A 15,544-nucleotide genomic window follows, 5' to 3' on the forward strand; every position below is an offset into this window, starting at 1 on the left:
TTTGGTCCCAGTGGACGATTTGAAACTGACAAGGGTTCAGAACGGGATGTCGTCGTCGAGGTCGTAGCCGCCGCGGCTTCCGCCGCCGCCGCCGTTGCCGCCACCGCCCGAGGAGGCCGGAGCCGGACGCCGCTCGCCGCCCTGGGCGCGACCGCCTCCGAAATCGCCGCCGCGGTCACCGCCCCGGCCGCCCCCGAAATCCCCGCCGCGGCTGATCTGGCCGCCGCCCTCTTCCTCGCCGGCGAAGTCGCCGCCGCCGCCGCGCCCGTCGAGGATCGTCATCTCGCCGCGGAAGCGCTGGAGCACCACCTCGGTCGTGTACTTCTCGACGCCGGAATTGTCGGTCCACTTCCGGGTCTGAAGCTGGCCCTCGATATAGACCTTCGAGCCCTTGCGCAGGTACTGCTCGGCCACCCGGGCGAGGTTGTCGTTGTAGATGACGACCGAGTGCCACTCGGTCTTCTCCTTGCGCTCGCCGGTCGCCTTGTCCTTCCACGACTCCGACGTCGCGAGCCGCAGGTTGCAGACCGGGTCGCCCGACCCGAGGCGGCGCATCTCGGGATCGCGCCCGAGATTGCCCACCAGAATCACCTTGTTGACGCTGCCCGCCATCGCTCTCTCCTAGTCGTACGGATCTCACTGGGCACTTGCCCGGCGGCGCGCGAACCATGCGCCCGGGCCTCCGGAGCGGCAACCTGCGGGGCGGGCTTGTGCCCGCTTTCCGCAGCGCCGCCGGGTCTGTTTGTTCTATATCCGTTCCAGATCGGCGGCAAGAAGCCGTCAGGACACGCGGACGACGAGCTTGCCGAAATTCCGGCCCTTCAACAGGCCCATGAACGCCTCCGGGGCATTCTCCAGGCCTTCGACCACGTCCTCGCGATAGCGGACGCGTCCGTCCTGGATCCAGCCGGCGACCTCCTTGCGGAACGTCTCGGCCTGCTCGGCGAAGTCCCAGACGATGAAGCCCTGGATGTGCAGCCGGTTGGTCAGGACCGCACGCATCAGGCCGGGCAGGCGGTCCGGGCCGGGGGGCACCTCGGTGGCGTTGTAGGCTGAGACGAGGCCGCAGACCGGGATCCGCGCGAAGGGGTTGAGCAAGGGCATCACGGCGGCGAAGACCGCGCCGCCGACATTCTCGAAGTAGACGTCGATGCCTTTCGGGCAGGCGGCGGCCAGCGCGCCGGGCAGGTCGGGGCCGCGATGATCGACGGCGGCGTCGAAGCCGAGTTCCTCCGTGAGGTAGCGGCACTTCTCGGGGCCGCCCGCGATCCCGACGGCGCGGGCGCCGTGGATCTTGGCGATCTGCCCGACCAGGGAGCCCACCGGGCCGGCGGCGGCGGCCACCACGACGGTCTCGCCGAATTTCGGCCGGCCGATGTTGAGGAGGCCGGTATAGGCGGTCATGCCCGGCATCCCGAGCACGCCCAGCGCCGTCGAGGGCGGGGCGGCGGCGGGATCGACCTTGCGCGAGCCCTTGCCGTCGGTGACGAAATAGTCCTGCCAGCCCGCGAAGGCGGTCAGCATCTCGCCCACGGCATAGTCCGGGTGGTTCGAGGCGACCACCTCGCCCACCGTCTCGGCGGTGATCGGCGCGCCGATCTCGACGGGCGCCGCGTAGGATTTCGCGTCGCTCATCCGGCCGCGCATATAGGGATCCAGGGACAGCCAGCGGGTGCGCAGGAGGACCTGGCCGGGTCCGGGCTGCGGCACCGGCACCTCCTCCAGGCGGAAGTTCTCGGGCCGCGGCTCACCGTGCGGGCGCGAGGCCAGGACGATGCGTCGGTTCATGGCGGTGGTCATGGCGAACTCCCGGTTATTGCCTGTCGCCTCCGATCTGGGGCGCCGGACCGTGGAGGCAAAGGCGCGGCTGTGATCTCCCGGACGGCTCGCGCGTTGTCCCGTCTCGGGAGCGCGGAGCGGCGGCATGCGGGGAACGGCACTGGGATTCGGGCTGGCGGCGATGGCGACGGGGGCCGCCCTGGCCGGTCCCCTCGACGCCTATCGGGACCGCGCGCGGGTGCTGGTCCTGTCGGCGCCCGAGGCCGGGGACGCGGATCTCCGGGCGCAGCGGGCGGCCCTGGGTTCGGCCCGCATCGGTCTCGCCGACCGCGACCTCGTGGTGCTGGAAGCGGTCGGGTCCGGGCCGCAGGCGCAGGCCCTGCGCACCCGGCTCGGCCTGCCCGCGGACAGCTTCCGCGCCGTTCTGATCGGCAAGGACGGCGGCGCCAAGCTCACCGCCGAGGAGCCGATCGCCCCGCAGGCGCTGTTCGCCACGATCGACGCGATGCCGATGCGCCGCGCCGAGATGCGCGAGCGCCGCTAGGGCCGGATCCCCTGTGAACCGACGGGGTGCGGACACCAACGGTTAAGCCTACCGGCCTATCACCGAAACGTGTCGACGGCCGCGTATCGGCCGTCCGTTGAGGCCCGCCAGGACGCTCGGACGAGACGCTCGAATCGATGACCCGACAACAAGTCGCCACCGCCATCCGCCGCCTCGTCGACCTGCAGGTCGAGGATATCGAGCGCGCGGTCCGCGACGGCCATAAGACCATCGCGCTGAACGAGCTGGCGGATCTGAACCGCCAGCTCAAGGCCTTCGCGGCCGCCCTCAAGAAGGCGCCGGCCCGCATCTGAGCCGGCGCGACGCTACCAGCGCGGTCCGCCCCAGCGACGGGGCGGAATGTCCTCCGGCGGCGGAGGCGGCGGGGGCGGCCCGCGGTCGACGACCGGCTCGTCGCAGACCCGCACCCGGCGTAAAACCGGCGCGCCATCCGGATCGAACCGACGCCGCACGAATTCCCGGCACGCTTCGGGGGGCGCCGCCGTGAAGCGGGGGCCGCGGAACGCGGCCTCGGGACGTGGCGGCGGCGGCGGCGGTCGGCGCTCCGGCTCCTCCTCCTGAGCGGGATCGCCATAGCCATGAGGGGGCGGGTAGGGACCGTCGAAATCGGCGGCCAGCGCCGGGCCCGTGGCGAGGAGCACGGCGCAGAAAGCTGTGCGGACGAGGGAACGACGAGCGGGCACGGGGGCCTCGGCGTGATCGGGCGCGCGGGGATCGCGGCCATCATCACCGGAGCTAGCGCCAATGCGCCTGAACCCTCCCCGTGTGGTGCTGTCGGGTGCCGTTCAGCCGGCTATTTCTGCATCGCGTTGACTTCGCACTGGGCGTAGTCCGCGCTCGCCTTCACGTAGGCGTTGAGCTTCTGCAGGTAGGCCTCGGCGATCGGCCGGAAGGCCTGCGCCTGCAGGTTATAGGCCTTGATCGCGTCGTTGTAGCTGTAGCCCTCCCAGCCCGGGCAGCCCTCCTTGGCGTCGAGGCAGGCGGGCTTCTGCGGCAGCGCCGGCTTGGTCGGGCGGGCCGAGGCCGGCGGCGGCTCGGGCGCCGTGCAGGCTGCGACGGCCTGTGCCGCGCCCGCCGGGGGCGGCGCGGCGGGAGCCGCCTTGGCGGCCGGCTTCCCGGGTGCGGGCGGTGTCGCGAGGGCGACCGTCGGCGCGAGCAAGCCCGCGATCAGGAGAAGCGTGCCGCGCATGGCGTCTTGAAAGCTCCGCTGGGCCCGGGGCCGCCGGCGGCGGAGGACCGGGAGCGGGTTCTGCGGCATCAGGCCCGCGGCGACAAGGGCTCCCGGACCGGATCCCGGCGGGGCGTGGCGGCCGGCCGCCTCGTCGGCGCCGGGCCGGCGGCGCGCGCCTTCGGACCGCGCACCAGCGCCAGGAGCGGCAGCGACAGACCGACCGCCAGCACCCACCAGGCCGGCCGGATCGGCCCGGAGAAGTCCAGGTTGGCGGCGAGTACGAGGCTGGCCGGGACGCCGCTGGCGAGCCCGTACCAGGCGGCCTCGAGACCCGCGGTGGCGAGGCTGGCGAGGATCGCGAGCAGCAGGAGCGACCAGGGCCGCTCCGGCCATTTGAACCGCCGCATCACCCGCCAGCCCATCAGCAGCAGGAACAGGCCGGCCGAGAAGACCGGATCGGTGACGTCGATCTTGGACTGCAGGAAATAATGGACCAGGGCCAGGACGGCGATCGTGTAGACGAGGCGGTGCAGCCGGTTCCAGTTCGGGCCGAGGTTCCGGATCGCCGCATCCGTGGAGGTCAGGCCGAGGGCGATCAGGCCGATCAGCGCCACGAAGCCGATCGTCAGGTAGAGCCGCAGGGCGATCTCCGAGACGACCTTGGTGAGGATCAGGTTCTGGTCGACGGCGTAGAGGGTGAGATGGGCCACCGCGTAGGCCATCACGGTGATGCCGAGCATCCGCCGCACCGCGATGACCTTCGCCCAGTCGGCGATGCGGCGGAGCGGCGAGATCGCCAGGGAAAACAGCAGGAAGCGCACCGCCCACTCGCCGGTGGCATGGATCAGCGCGGTGATCGGCTTCGCGCCCAGCGCGTCGAGCCGGTAGGCGGCCGCGAGGTACAGGGCCGGGGCGATGCAGGCCAGGAAGACCGCGAGCTTCAGCCAGGAGAGGCGACCGGCCCGGTCGAGCCAGGGGCGGGGGATGGCGGGGAGAACGGCCGAGCGGTCGATCATGGGTCTCGGACAGGCTCTTTTTCGGTGAGGGACGGCGGCGACCCGCCAGCGACATGCGCCACGGCGAGAACGGCCGCCCCCGGGCTCCGGTGCCGGCACGGGTCGGTTCGCCGCGGCCGGGCGCAGGTTACACGGGCCTGTCGCCCGGCACGGTTGACCTCGGCCGCGCCGCGGCGAGATAGCGGGGCGACGGACACCGGATGGATCCCATGCAGTACCGCAAACTCGGCCGCTCCGGCCTCAAGGTCTCGCCGATCTGCCTCGGCACGATGATGTTCGGCGGCCCCACCGACGAGGCCACCGCCGGCCGCATCGTCGGCAGCGCCCGGGAGGCGGGGATCAACTTCATCGACACGGCCAACGTCTACACGGAGGGCCGCTCGGAGGAGATCACCGGCCGGGCGATCAAGGGCGACCGCGCCGCCTGGATCCTGGCCACCAAGGTCGCCAACCCGACGGGCGAGGGCGTCAACGACCGCGGCCTGTCGCGGGTCCACGTGATGAAGGCCGCCGAGGACAGCCTGCGCCGCCTCGGCACCGATGTCATCGACATCTACTACCTGCACAAGGAAGACCACGATACGCCGCTCGCCGAGACGGTCCGGGCGATGGCCGACCTCGTGCGGGCGGGCAAGATCCGCCATTTCGGCGTCTCGAACCACCGCTCCTGGCGGGTCGCCGAGATCTGCCGGCTCTGCGACGAGCTGGGGATCGACCGGCCGGTGGTGAGCCAGCCCTACTACAACGCCTTCAACCGCATGCCCGAGACCGAGCACCTGCCGGCCTGCGCCCATTACGGGCTCGGCGTCGTGCCGTACTCGCCGCTCGCCCGCGGCGTGCTCACCGGCAAGTACGACCCGGATGCCCCGCCGCCGGCCGAATCCCGCGCCGGTCGCCAGGACACCCGGATGATGCAGACCGAGTGGCGCCCGGAATCCCTGCGCATCGCCCGGACCCTGAAGGCGCATGCCGAGGCGCGGGGCATCACGGCCGGCCAGTTCGCCACCGCCTGGGTGCTGAACAACCGCCTCGTCACCGGCGTCATCGCCGGGCCGCGCACCGAGGCGCAATGGCAGGAATATCTCGGCGCCCTCGACTACGCCTTCACCCCGGAGGACGAGGCGCTGGTGGACGGGTTCGTGGCCGCGGGCCATCCGACCACGCCGGGCTACAACGATCCCGCCTATCCGCTGGAGGGGCGGGTGCCGCGGGGCGGCTGAAAGGCAGCCGATCCCCAACCCCCTCATCCTGAGGTGCGCGCGCCTCGAAGGAGCCCTCCGGACAGCGCGCGATCCCTGGAGACCGCCTTCGAGGCCTCCTTCGAGGCCGCCGCGACGCTCCGGCACCTCAGGATGAGGCCGAGACCGGGACGAACAGGGCTGCGTCGTGCGCCTGATCCGTCTTGCGCTCCCGGCCGAGGGTCGCTATCTAGCTCTCAACAGTTCTGATGGCAGTCGAGAGGCTGCGGTTCGGGAGTGGGCCCCACCGGGTCCGCTCTTTTTTTTCGCCGCAGAGCCTCTCGCCGCACAAGGCCGCACGCCGCGGGCGGGCCACGCAGAACGCCGCGAAGGTTGCGCGCTCAAACCCATGTCGTCCGAGATCGAAGCGGATCTGTCCGAAAAGCGCCTCGTCCGCGAGGCCGGTGTCGCCGCGCGCGTCGCGCAGGCGATCGAGGGGCCGCTCCAGGGCCTCGGCTTCCGGCTGGTCCGGGTGAAGATGTCCAACATCAACGGCTGCACCGTGCAGATCATGGCGGAGCGGCCGGACGGCTCCTTCACCATCGACGATTGCGAGGCGGTGAGCCGCGCGATCTCGCCGATCCTCGACGTCGACGATCCGGTGGGCGGCGCCTACAACCTGGAAGTGTCCTCGCCGGGGATCGACCGGCCGCTGGTGCGGATCTCGGACTTCGCCCGCTGGGTCGGCTACGAGGCCAAGGTCGAGCTGAGCCCGCCGCTCGACGGGCGCAAGCGCTTCCGCGGCATCCTCGGCGCGCCGGATCTGGACAGGCAGACGGTCCCGATCGACCTGCCTGACGTGAAGGAAGGGCTGCCGAGCCGCATCGACCTGCCGCTCAAGGACCTCGCCGAGGCCCATCTCGTCCTCACCGACGACTTGATCCGCGAATCGCTCCGCCGCGGCGGACCGCCCCCCGCGGACGAGGCCGAGGAGACGGATGACGCGGAGCCCGCCGAGGAGCGCGCGGCGCCGCCGGCGCGCAGCCCCTTCCAGCCGAAGGGGCCCCGGAAGGCCAGCCCCGCGGCCAAGCTCCAGAAGCCGGCGCGGACCGGTCCGAAGAAGCCGGTCGTGACCAAGGCGTCCCGGCTGAAGGACCGCGATTCGCTGCATTGAGACCCCAATGTCGGCCGCCCGGCGGCCGCTCGAAGATTTGACGGAAGAGAAGGACCGACACCGATGGCCGTCGTCAGCGCCAACAGGCTCGAACTCCTCCAGATCGCCGATGCGGTCGCCCGCGAGAAGGTGATCGACCGCTCCATCGTCATCGACGCGATGGAGGAGGCGATCGCCAAGGCCGCGCGCTCCCGCTACGGCGCCGAGACCGACGTTCACGCCGAGATCGACCCGAAGACGGGGGCTTTGCGCCTCTCGCGCCACCTCCTGGTCGTCGATCAGGTGGAGAACGACGCTCGCGAGATCACCCTGGACCAGGCCCGCCGCTACAACCCGGGCGCGCTGGTCGGCGACGTCATCTCCGACACCCTGCCGCCCTTCGATTTCGGCCGCGTGGCCGCCCAGTCGGCCAAGCAGGTCATCGTCCAGAAGGTGCGCGACGCCGAGCGCGCCCGCCAGTTCGACGAGTACAAGGACCGCATCGGCGAGATCCTCAACGGCATCGTGAAGCGGGTCGAGTACGGCAACGTCATCGTGGATCTGGGCCGCGGCGAGGGCATCGTGCGCCGGGACGAAATGATCCCGCGCGAGACCTTCCGGCCGGGCGACCGCATCCGCTCCTACCTGTTCGACGTGCGCTCGGAAGTGCGCGGGCCGCAGATCTTCCTGTCGCGCTCGCACCCGCAGTTCATGGCCAAGCTGTTCGGCCAGGAAGTGCCCGAGATCTACGACGGCATCGTCGAGGTGAAGGCTGTGGCCCGCGACCCGGGCTCCCGCGCCAAGATCGCGGTGATCTCCCGTGACGGCAGCATCGACCCGGTGGGCGCCTGCGTCGGCATGCGCGGCTCGCGCGTGCAGGCCGTGGTCGGCGAGCTGCAGGGCGAGAAGATCGACATCATCCCGTGGTCCGAGGACGAGGCGACCTTCATCGTCAACGCCCTCCAGCCCGCCGAGGTGGTGAAGGTGGTGCTCGACGAGGAGGCCGACCGCATCGAGGTGGTGGTGCCGGACGACCAGCTGTCTCTGGCCATCGGCCGCCGCGGCCAGAACGTGCGCCTCGCCTCCCAGCTCACCGGCTGGGACATCGACATCCTCACCGAGGCCGAGGAGTCGGAGCGCCGCCAGAAGGAGTTCGCCGAGCGGACCCAGGTGTTCATGGAGGCGCTGGACGTCGACGAGACCGTCGGCCAGCTGCTCGCGGCGGAAGGCTTCCGCAACGTCGAGGAGATCGCCTACGTCGACATCCAGGAGCTCTCCGGCATCCAGGGTCTCGACGAGGAGACCGGCACCGAGATCCAGGCCCGCGCCCAGGACCACCTCGCCCGGATCGAGCAGGCTCACGACGCCCGCCGCACCGAGCTCGGCGTCGCCGACGAGCTCCGCGAGATCGAGGGCATCACCACGCCCATGATGGTCGCCCTCGGCGAGAACGACGTGAAGAGCGTCGAGGATCTGGCGGGCTGCGCCACCGACGACCTCGTCGGCTACACGGAAGGCCGCGGCCCCGAAGCGGTGCGTCATGCGGGCTACCTCGACGGCTTCGACCTGTCCCGCGCCGAGGCGGAAGCTCTGATCATGGCCGCCCGCCTCAAGGCCGGCTGGATCGAGGCGCTGCCGGAGCCGGAAGGCGAAGACGGTGCCGAGGAAGGGGCAGAGGAAGGGGCCGAGGCGGCCGAGGGCGAAGAAGCCGCCCGGGCCGAGGGCTGAGCCGAAGGCCGGCGGCGGAAACGCGATGGTCGCGGACGACACGACCCTGCCCGAGGACGGGCTGGCTGCCGGGGGGCTCGATGCCGGCCCCGGCCGCCGCGCGCCCGAGCGGACCTGCCTCGTCACGCGCGTCGCCCAGGCGCCGGAGGCGATGATCCGGTTCGTGCGCGGGCCGGACGGCAGCGTCGTCCCCGACCTGCGCGCCAAGCTCCCGGGGCGCGGCGCCTGGATCAGCGCCCGGCGCGAGGCGGTCGCCACCGCCGTGCGCAAGAATCTTTTCTCGCGGGCCTTCAAGGGGCCGACCCCGGCCGCGCCCGATCTGCCGGACCGGATCGCCGCGGGGCTCCGGGAGGATCTGCGGCAGGCCATCGCGCTCGCCAACAAGGCGGGCTGCATCGTCGCGGGCTTCTCGAAGGTCGAGGCGGCGATCGGCGGCCAGCCCGGTGCCATCGCGGTGATCCACGCCGCCGAGGCGAGCCCGGATGGCCGGCGGAAGATCGCGTCGGCCTTGCACAGGCGCCATGGCGAGGCCATGTCAAGGATCCCGATCATCGATGACCTGTTCGAAGACGAATTGGACATGGCTTTAGGTCGGGGTCATGTGATACACGCTGCGCTCGTCGCAGGAGCCGGAGCCGCCGGCTGCCTGTCGCGTTGGCGTCGGCTACGCTCCTTCGAGGGCGCCGCCGCGGCGACCGGGGAGCCCGATCCAGCCCGAATCGGCGGGATCGATGAAGCCTCACGTTGACGACGCAGGACGGATTTGGCCGGCGCCACCGGGCGTCGGTTCACGGGACGATGGAAACCCTCAGGGTTCAGGCTGAATGAGCGATACGAATAACCCGGGCGACAAGACTCTGAATCGGACTTCCCCGAAGCCGCTTTCCCTCAAGCGGCCGATCGAGGCGGGCACCGTGCGTCAGAGCTTCTCCCATGGCCGCTCCAAGCAGGTCGTGGTCGAGACGGTGAAGCGCCGCGTGATCGGCGCGGCTCCGGCCGCTCCTGCCCGTGAGCCTGCACCCGCACCGCGTCCGGCACCGGCCGCGCCCGCGGCCGCGGCCCCCCGTCCGGCCCAGCGGCCGGCCTCGGGTGTGGTCCTGCGCACGCTGAGCGAACAGGAGAGCGCCGCCCGCGCGGCAGCCCTCGCCGACGCGCAGCGCCGTGAGGCCGAGGCCCGCCGCAAGGCCGAGGCCGAGGCCGAGGCGCGCCGCCGCGAAGCCGAGGAGCAGGCCCGCCGCGAACGCGAGGCCGCCGAGGCCCGCCGCCGCGAGGAGGAGGAGCGCAAGGCCGCGGCTGCGGCAGCCGCGGCTGCGGCGGCTGAGGCCGCCAAGGCTGCAGAAAAGGCAGCCGAAGCCCAGGCGGCCGCTCCCGCACCCGCTCCCGCCCCCACCGCCGCTGCGCCTGCCGCTGCTGCACCTGCCCGTCCGGCCGAAGCGCCTGCCGCGCCGCCTGCCGCTGCCCGTCCGGCCGCGGCTGCGCCCGCGCGTCCGGCCGCTGCGCCGGCCCGTCCGGCTGCTGCGCGTCCGGCTGCGCCCGCCGCGGCTCCGGCCGCGCCGCGCCCCCCGCTGACGCCCCGACCCTCCACGGGCGAGCCGCGCAAGACGATCACGGCCGATTCGCGCAAGCCGCGCGATCTCAACTTCATGGCCAAGCCCGCTCCGGCGCCCGAGCCCGAGAAGAGCGCGACGCCGGCGACCGCCGCCCGTCCCGCCGGTGCCGGCGCCGCGGCGCGGCCGGCCGGTCGCGGTGCCCAGACCAACGACGACGAGTCCGAGACCAAGCGGGTCATCCGCCGTCCCGGCATGCCGCTCAAGATCATCACGCCGCCCAAGACGCCGAAGTCTCCGGGCGGTGACCGCAACCGCGGTCGCCTGACCATCGCCAACGCCACCTCGGGCGAGGACGAGCGGACACGCTCGGTCGCCTCGTTCCGCCGCCGCCAGCAGCGCATGAGCGGCCGCGGTCAGGTGGAGCAGAAGGAGAAGCTGTCCCGCGAGGTGACGATCCCCGAGACGATCACGATCCAGGAACTCGCCAACCGCATGTCGGAGCGGGCCGTCGATGTGATCCGCATGCTGATGAAGCAGGGCCAGATCCACAAGATCACCGACGTGATCGATTCGGACACCGCCCAGCTCATCGCCGAGGAGCTCGGTCACACGGTCCGTCGCGTCGCCGAATCCGACGTCGAGGAGGGCCTGTCGTCCGACGAGCCGGATCTGGAGGAGGATCTCGATCCCCGTCCGCCGGTGGTCACCATCATGGGCCACGTCGATCACGGCAAGACGTCGCTGCTCGACGCGATCCGCAAGGCGAACGTGGTCGAGGGCGAGGCCGGCGGCATCACCCAGCACATCGGCGCCTATCAGGTCGCGTCGCCGTCCGGAGACATGATCACCTTCATCGATACCCCGGGCCACGCGGCGTTCACGTCGATGCGCGCCCGCGGCGCCAAGGTCACCGACATCGTCGTGGTCGTGGTCGCGGCCGATGACGGCGTCATGCCCCAGACCATTGAGGCCATTCAGCACGCCAAGGCGGCCGGTGTCCCGCTGATCATCGCGGTCAACAAGATCGACAAGCCGGATGCCAAGCCGGAGCGGGTCCGCACCGAGCTGCTACAGCACGACATCCAGGTCGAGTCGATGGGCGGTGAGACCCTCGAGTTCGAGGTCTCGGCCAAGACCGGCGAAGGACTGCCGGAGCTTCTGGAGGGTATCCAGATCCAGGCCGAGATCATGAACCTGCGCGCCAACGAGAAACGCGACGGCGAGGGTACGGTCATCGAGGCGCAGCTCGACCGCGGTCGCGGCCCCGTGGCCACGGTCCTGGTCCAGCGCGGTACCCTGTTCACCGGCGACATCGTCGTGGCGGGCGCCGAGTGGGGCCGCGTGCGCGCCCTGATCGACGACCTCGGCGAGAACGTCCAGTACGCCGGGCCTTCGGTCCCCGTGGAGGTGCTGGGCTTCAACGGCACGCCGGACGCCGGCGACCGCGTGACCGTGGTGCCGAGCGAGGCCCGCGCCCGCGAGGTCACCGAGTACCGCGCCCGCCAGAAGCGCGAGCGTCAGAACGCCCGGACCGGCGGCGCCAACCGGTCGCTCGTCGATATGATGCGCGACCTCAAGGAAGGCGCCGGCCGGAAGGAACTGCCGGTCGTCATCAAGGGCGACGTGCAGGGCTCGGTCGAGGCGATCTCGGGCGCGCTGGAGAAGCTCGGCAACGACGAGGTCGCGGCCCGCATCCTCCTGGCGGGTGTCGGCGGCATCACCGAGTCGGACATCACCCTGGCGCAGGCCTCCAAGGCGGTGGTTATCGGCTTCAACGTGCGCGCCCTCAAGGAGGCCCGCGAGGCCGCCGAGCGGGCCGGCATCGAGATCCGGTACTACAACATCATCTACGACCTCGTGGACGACATCAAAGCCACGCTGTCGGGGATGCTGCCGCCGACGCTCCGCGAGGAGCGCCTGGGCGAGGCCGTCATCCAGGAGGTCTTCGAGGTCTCGAAGGTCGGCAAGGTCGCGGGTTGCCGCGTCCAGGACGGCATCGTCGAGCGCGGCGCCCATGTCCGCCTGATCCGCGACAGCGTCGTGATCCACGAGGGCAAGCTGAAGACCCTCAAGCGCTTCAAGGACGATGCGAAGGAAGTCACCTCCGGCCAGGAGTGCGGCATGGCCTTCGAGAACTTCGAGAACATGCGCGCCGGCGACGTGATCGAGTGCTACCGGGTCGAGGAGATCCGCCGCACCCTCTGACACACCGGACTCATCCGGACAGGGCGGCCGCGGCACCTGCCGCGGCCGTCTTTTCGTTTTCAGGACGTGAGCCGTCCGCTCCGGCGGAAAGGCCCGAGACAGAATGGCCCAGAAACCGACTTCCACCGGCCCCTCGCAGCGCCAGCAGCGCGTGGCCGAACTCGTGCGCCACGCGCTCGCCGAGGTGCTCCAGCGCGGCGACATACAGGATCCGGTGCTCGGCACGCATGTCGTGACCGTCCCGGAGGTGCGGATGTCGCCCGACCTGAAGCTCGCCACCGCCTACGTGATGCCGCTCGGCGGTCTCGACGAGGCGCCGGTGATCGCCGCCCTGGAGCGTCACCGGAAGGTGCTGCGCCAGGAGGTGGCGCGGCGGGTGAACCTGAAATTCGCCCCGGAGCTGCGGTTCCGACGGGACGAGACCTTCGACGAGGCGGCCCGCATCGACAAGCTGCTGCGGGACGAGCGGGTCCAGCGCGACCTTGAGACCGGGCACGAGGACGACGAACCGGAGACCGGGACGGGGCATTGAGTCCCGATACCCAACAGAAAGGGACGGGGCATCGACCCCGGGGGACAACGCGGACATGACGGTTTCCATGGAAGATCTTCCGCCGGCCGAGCACCAGGCTCCCGTGCCGGGCGCTGAGCGTCGTGGCCCGGAGGGCCGCCGTCCGCAGCGCGGGCCGCGTCCCGACCGCCCGAAGCGCCGGGACGTCTCGGGCTGGGTGATCCTCGACAAGCATGTCGGCATGACCTCGACCCATGCGGTCGCGGTGGTGAAGCGCGCCTTCAACGCCAAGAAGGCGGGCCATGCCGGCACCCTCGATCCGCTGGCCTCCGGCATCCTGCCGATCGCCCTCGGCGAGGCGACCAAGACCGTCCCGTTCGTGATGGACGGCCGGAAGGCCTATCGGTTCACCGTGCAGTGGGGCATCGAGACCGATACCGACGATGCCGAGGGGCGTCCCGTGGCCACCAGCGAGACCCGCCCGGACCGTGCGGCGGTCGAGGCCGCGCTCCCGGCCTTCGTGGGCGCCATCGAGCAGGTGCCGCCGCGCTACTCGGCGATCAAGATCCAGGGCGAGCGCGCCTACGACCTCGCCCGCGAGGGCGAGGTGGTGGAACTCGTGGCCCGGCCGGTGCAGATCGACCGGCTCGCGGTGGTCGAGCATGACGGCGAGCGCACCGTGATCGAGGCGGAGTGCGGCAAGGGCACCTACGTGCGGGCGCTGGCCCGCGACCTCGGCCGGATGCTCGGCTGCTACGGCCACGTGGCGGCCCTGCGCCGGACCCGTGTCGGTCCCTTCTCCGAGGCCGAGGCCTGCCCGGTCTCGGCCCTGACCGACGGCAGCCCGGAGGCGGCGCTCGCCTATCTGCGTCCGGTGGAGACGGCCCTCGACGCCATCCCGGAAGTCGCGGTCTCCCGTGATCTGGGCCTGCGCCTGATGCGGGGCCAGCCGGTGATCCTGCGGGGCCGGGACGCCCCCGTCGAGGGCAAGGCCTTCGCAACCTGTGCTGGCATCCTGGTCGCCGTCGGCGATGTGGAGCGCGGCGAACTGATCCCGCACCGGGTGTTCCACCTCGGCGGCACGGCTCCTGGCCGCAGCGCCTGAAACGCCGGCTCCGCACCGCCCCGTCCGGCGCGTGCGGAGCCCCGCCCGGTCCGTGTCGCCCTGAGACGTGATCGCGCAGGCGGAACGAACCTCGGCCGTACCGCTTTGGCTCCGGCGAACGGTCCGGGATGCTCATGCGCGAACTCGACTACGACGTGGCGGTGATCGGTGCCGGCACAGCCGGCATCGCCGCCCATCGCGCCGCTTTGGCCGCGGGGGCGCGGTCGGTGCTGATCGAGCGCGGGCCCGGCGGGACGACCTGCGCGCGCGTCGGCTGCATGCCGTCGAAGCTCCTGATCGCCGCGGGCGCTGCCGCCCATGCGGCCCGCACCACCGGGCTGTTCGGCATCCGGGTCTCCGGCGTCACGGTGGACGGGCCTGCGGTGCTGCGGCGTCTCCGGTCGGAGCGCGACCGGTTCGTCGCCAGCGTCGTCGACGGTCTCGCGGATCTCCCCGAGGACGAACGCCTCGGCGGCACCGCCCGATTCGAGAGCGACCGCACGCTGGTGATCGGAGACGCCATCCGGATCCGCTTCCGGGCGGCGGTCATCGCCACCGGGTCGAGCCCGATCGTGCCGGAAGCCCTGCAGGGTCTCGGCGCGCGCCTCCTGACCACCGATACCCTCTTCGAAATCCCCGATCTCCCGGATTCGCTGGCCATTCTCGGGGCCGGGCCCGTGGGGATCGAGATCGCCCAGGCGATGGCGCGGCTCGGTGTCGCCGTCACGGTGATCGATGCGGGTGACACCGTCGCCGGCCTGAGCGAGCCGGAACTCGCCCGGCAGGCCGCCGCGATCTTCGGCGCGGACCTGGATCTTCACCTCGGTGCCGAGGTTCGGACGGCAGCGCCGGACGGCGACGGCGTATCCCTGCACTGGATCGACCGTGACGGGCGCGAACAGGTCACGCGGGCGTCGCGGGTGCTGGCCGCCACCGGCCGGGCTCCCAACTTGGATGCCTTGCGGCTTGAGGCGGCGGGCCTCCGCCGCGACGAAGACGGAGTGCCGGAATTCGACCGGCACAGCCTCGTCTGCGCGGGCGCGCCGATCCTGATCGCGGGCGATGCCGACGGCTGGCGCCCTGTCCTGCACGAGGCCAGCCGCCAGGGCCGGATCGCGGGGGGCAACGCTGCCGCCCTGGCCGCGGGCCGCCCGGTCGCGGCCCCCGCCCCCTGGACCCGCCTCGCCATGGTTTTCACCCATCCTCAGGCGGCGGTGATCGGCGCCCCCTACGATCCGGAGAATGCGGGACGGGTCGTCGGCACGATGGACTTCTCGGATCAGGGCCGTGCCCGCGTCGAGGGGACGAATCGCGGCGGCATCCGGCTCTGGGCCGACCGGTCGGGGCACCTCCTCGGCGGCGAGATGCTCGGACCGTCCGTAGAGCACCTCGCGCACCTGCTCACCTACGCAGTCGCGCACAAGCAGACCGCCGAGACCCTGCACGATCAGCCAGTGTACCACCCTACGGTTGAGGAAGGGCTGTTCAGGGCGATGTCTAAGATCGTACAGAGCACTTGAGGTTTTGATCTTGCTGACATCACAAGCATTGCGCTCGGCCCATCCCGTCGCCATACCCAGTTG

The 15,544-nt window shown here is 71.6% G+C and carries 15 protein-coding genes; 10 read left to right on the top strand and 5 right to left on the bottom strand.

The features are described 5' to 3' along the window. Positions 1–36 precede the first annotated feature (36 nt). On the bottom strand, positions 37–612 hold the full coding sequence (gene ssb, locus A3862_RS13060; protein WP_043354664.1) for a single-stranded DNA-binding protein: 576 nt from the start codon (positions 610–612) through the stop codon (positions 37–39). Between the two features lie 168 nt (positions 613–780). Further along, positions 781–1,800 carry an NADP-dependent oxidoreductase gene (locus tag A3862_RS13065; RefSeq protein ID WP_043354662.1) on the bottom strand — a complete coding sequence of 340 codons (1,020 nt, stop codon included), beginning with the start codon at positions 1,798–1,800 and terminating at the stop codon, positions 781–783. Between the two features lie 124 nt (positions 1,801–1,924). On the opposite strand from A3862_RS13065, the gene A3862_RS13070 reads away from it, so the two are divergent. Both A3862_RS13070 and A3862_RS31520 read left to right on the top strand, forming a co-directional pair. After that, the gene (locus tag A3862_RS13070; RefSeq protein ID WP_111473634.1) at positions 1,925–2,323 is read left to right on the top strand and encodes a DUF4174 domain-containing protein; all 399 of its coding nucleotides are present in this window, start codon (positions 1,925–1,927) and stop codon (positions 2,321–2,323) included. A 137-nt stretch (positions 2,324–2,460) separates the two neighbouring features. Beyond that, positions 2,461–2,637 carry a hypothetical protein gene (locus tag A3862_RS31520; protein WP_164706367.1) on the top strand — a complete coding sequence of 59 codons (177 nt, stop codon included), beginning with the start codon at positions 2,461–2,463 and terminating at the stop codon, positions 2,635–2,637. Between the two features lie 12 nt (positions 2,638–2,649). On the opposite strand, the gene A3862_RS31070 is transcribed toward A3862_RS31520, so the two are convergent. The 3 genes from A3862_RS31070 to A3862_RS13080 all read right to left on the bottom strand — a co-directional run bounded on the left by A3862_RS31070 (position 2,650) and on the right by A3862_RS13080 (position 4,531). Beyond that, on the bottom strand, positions 2,650–3,027 hold the full coding sequence (locus tag A3862_RS31070; protein WP_124262974.1) for a hypothetical protein: 378 nt from the start codon (positions 3,025–3,027) through the stop codon (positions 2,650–2,652). Between the two features lie 110 nt (positions 3,028–3,137). After that, complete coding sequence (locus A3862_RS13075; protein ID WP_111474339.1) at positions 3,138–3,533, bottom strand: hypothetical protein; 396 nt, start codon at positions 3,531–3,533, stop codon at positions 3,138–3,140. Positions 3,534–3,601: 68 nt separating this feature from the next. Continuing rightward, positions 3,602–4,531 (bottom strand): sulfite oxidase heme-binding subunit YedZ, encoded by a 930-nt coding sequence (locus A3862_RS13080; RefSeq protein ID WP_111473635.1) that lies wholly within the window; start codon positions 4,529–4,531, stop codon positions 3,602–3,604. A 209-nt stretch (positions 4,532–4,740) separates the two neighbouring features. On the opposite strand from A3862_RS13080, the gene A3862_RS13085 reads away from it, so the two are divergent. From A3862_RS13085 to A3862_RS13120, 8 genes are all read left to right on the top strand, one after another. Continuing rightward, positions 4,741–5,751: an aldo/keto reductase gene (locus A3862_RS13085; protein WP_043354665.1), complete on the top strand. Its 1,011-nt coding sequence runs from the start codon at positions 4,741–4,743 to the stop codon at positions 5,749–5,751. 367 nt (positions 5,752–6,118) lie between these two features. Next, entirely contained in the window at positions 6,119–6,883 is a 765-nt protein-coding gene (rimP, locus tag A3862_RS13090; RefSeq protein WP_043385087.1) for a ribosome maturation factor RimP, read from the top strand. A 63-nt stretch (positions 6,884–6,946) separates the two neighbouring features. Beyond that, positions 6,947–8,590: a transcription termination factor NusA gene (gene nusA, locus A3862_RS13095; protein WP_043354656.1), complete on the top strand. Its 1,644-nt coding sequence runs from the start codon at positions 6,947–6,949 to the stop codon at positions 8,588–8,590. Between the two features lie 25 nt (positions 8,591–8,615). Continuing rightward, positions 8,616–9,338 carry an RNA-binding protein gene (locus tag A3862_RS13100; protein ID WP_043354654.1) on the top strand — a complete coding sequence of 241 codons (723 nt, stop codon included), beginning with the start codon at positions 8,616–8,618 and terminating at the stop codon, positions 9,336–9,338. A gap of 76 nt (positions 9,339–9,414) precedes the next feature. Then, a complete protein-coding gene (gene infB / locus A3862_RS13105) occupies positions 9,415–12,345 on the top strand; it encodes a translation initiation factor IF-2 (RefSeq protein ID WP_043385089.1) in 2,931 nt (976 codons plus the stop codon). Positions 12,346–12,448: 103 nt separating this feature from the next. Further along, on the top strand, positions 12,449–12,877 hold the full coding sequence (gene rbfA / locus A3862_RS13110) for a 30S ribosome-binding factor RbfA (RefSeq protein WP_043354641.1): 429 nt from the start codon (positions 12,449–12,451) through the stop codon (positions 12,875–12,877). 67 nt (positions 12,878–12,944) lie between these two features. Further along, the gene (truB, locus tag A3862_RS13115) at positions 12,945–13,961 is read left to right on the top strand and encodes a tRNA pseudouridine(55) synthase TruB (RefSeq protein ID WP_051044951.1); all 1,017 of its coding nucleotides are present in this window, start codon (positions 12,945–12,947) and stop codon (positions 13,959–13,961) included. Between the two features lie 134 nt (positions 13,962–14,095). Next, on the top strand, positions 14,096–15,481 hold the full coding sequence (locus A3862_RS13120) for a dihydrolipoyl dehydrogenase (RefSeq protein ID WP_111474340.1): 1,386 nt from the start codon (positions 14,096–14,098) through the stop codon (positions 15,479–15,481). Positions 15,482–15,544 lie beyond the last annotated feature (63 nt).

The organism is Methylobacterium sp. XJLW (assembly GCF_003254375.1).
Classification (GTDB): domain Bacteria; phylum Pseudomonadota; class Alphaproteobacteria; order Rhizobiales; family Beijerinckiaceae; genus Methylobacterium; species Methylobacterium fujisawaense.

What these genes read in the sequence shown, in the direction of transcription:
- ssb (WP_043354664.1), bottom strand. Translation starts at nt 612, where the DNA reads ATGGCGGGCAGCGTCAACAAGGTGATTCTGGTGGGCAATCTCGGGCGC.
- A3862_RS13065 (WP_043354662.1), bottom strand. Translation starts at nt 1,800, where the DNA reads ATGACCACCGCCATGAACCGACGCATCGTCCTGGCCTCGCGCCCGCAC.
- A3862_RS13070 (WP_111473634.1), top strand. Translation starts at nt 1,925, where the DNA reads ATGCGGGGAACGGCACTGGGATTCGGGCTGGCGGCGATGGCGACGGGG.
- A3862_RS31520 (WP_164706367.1), top strand. Translation starts at nt 2,461, where the DNA reads ATGACCCGACAACAAGTCGCCACCGCCATCCGCCGCCTCGTCGACCTG.
- A3862_RS13075 (WP_111474339.1), bottom strand. Translation starts at nt 3,533, where the DNA reads ATGCGCGGCACGCTTCTCCTGATCGCGGGCTTGCTCGCGCCGACGGTC.
- A3862_RS13080 (WP_111473635.1), bottom strand. Translation starts at nt 4,531, where the DNA reads ATGATCGACCGCTCGGCCGTTCTCCCCGCCATCCCCCGCCCCTGGCTC.
- A3862_RS13085 (WP_043354665.1), top strand. Translation starts at nt 4,741, where the DNA reads ATGCAGTACCGCAAACTCGGCCGCTCCGGCCTCAAGGTCTCGCCGATC.
- rimP (WP_043385087.1), top strand. Translation starts at nt 6,119, where the DNA reads ATGTCGTCCGAGATCGAAGCGGATCTGTCCGAAAAGCGCCTCGTCCGC.
- nusA (WP_043354656.1), top strand. Translation starts at nt 6,947, where the DNA reads ATGGCCGTCGTCAGCGCCAACAGGCTCGAACTCCTCCAGATCGCCGAT.
- A3862_RS13100 (WP_043354654.1), top strand. Translation starts at nt 8,616, where the DNA reads ATGGTCGCGGACGACACGACCCTGCCCGAGGACGGGCTGGCTGCCGGG.
- infB (WP_043385089.1), top strand. Translation starts at nt 9,415, where the DNA reads ATGAGCGATACGAATAACCCGGGCGACAAGACTCTGAATCGGACTTCC.
- rbfA (WP_043354641.1), top strand. Translation starts at nt 12,449, where the DNA reads ATGGCCCAGAAACCGACTTCCACCGGCCCCTCGCAGCGCCAGCAGCGC.
- truB (WP_051044951.1), top strand. Translation starts at nt 12,945, where the DNA reads ATGGAAGATCTTCCGCCGGCCGAGCACCAGGCTCCCGTGCCGGGCGCT.
- A3862_RS13120 (WP_111474340.1), top strand. Translation starts at nt 14,096, where the DNA reads ATGCGCGAACTCGACTACGACGTGGCGGTGATCGGTGCCGGCACAGCC.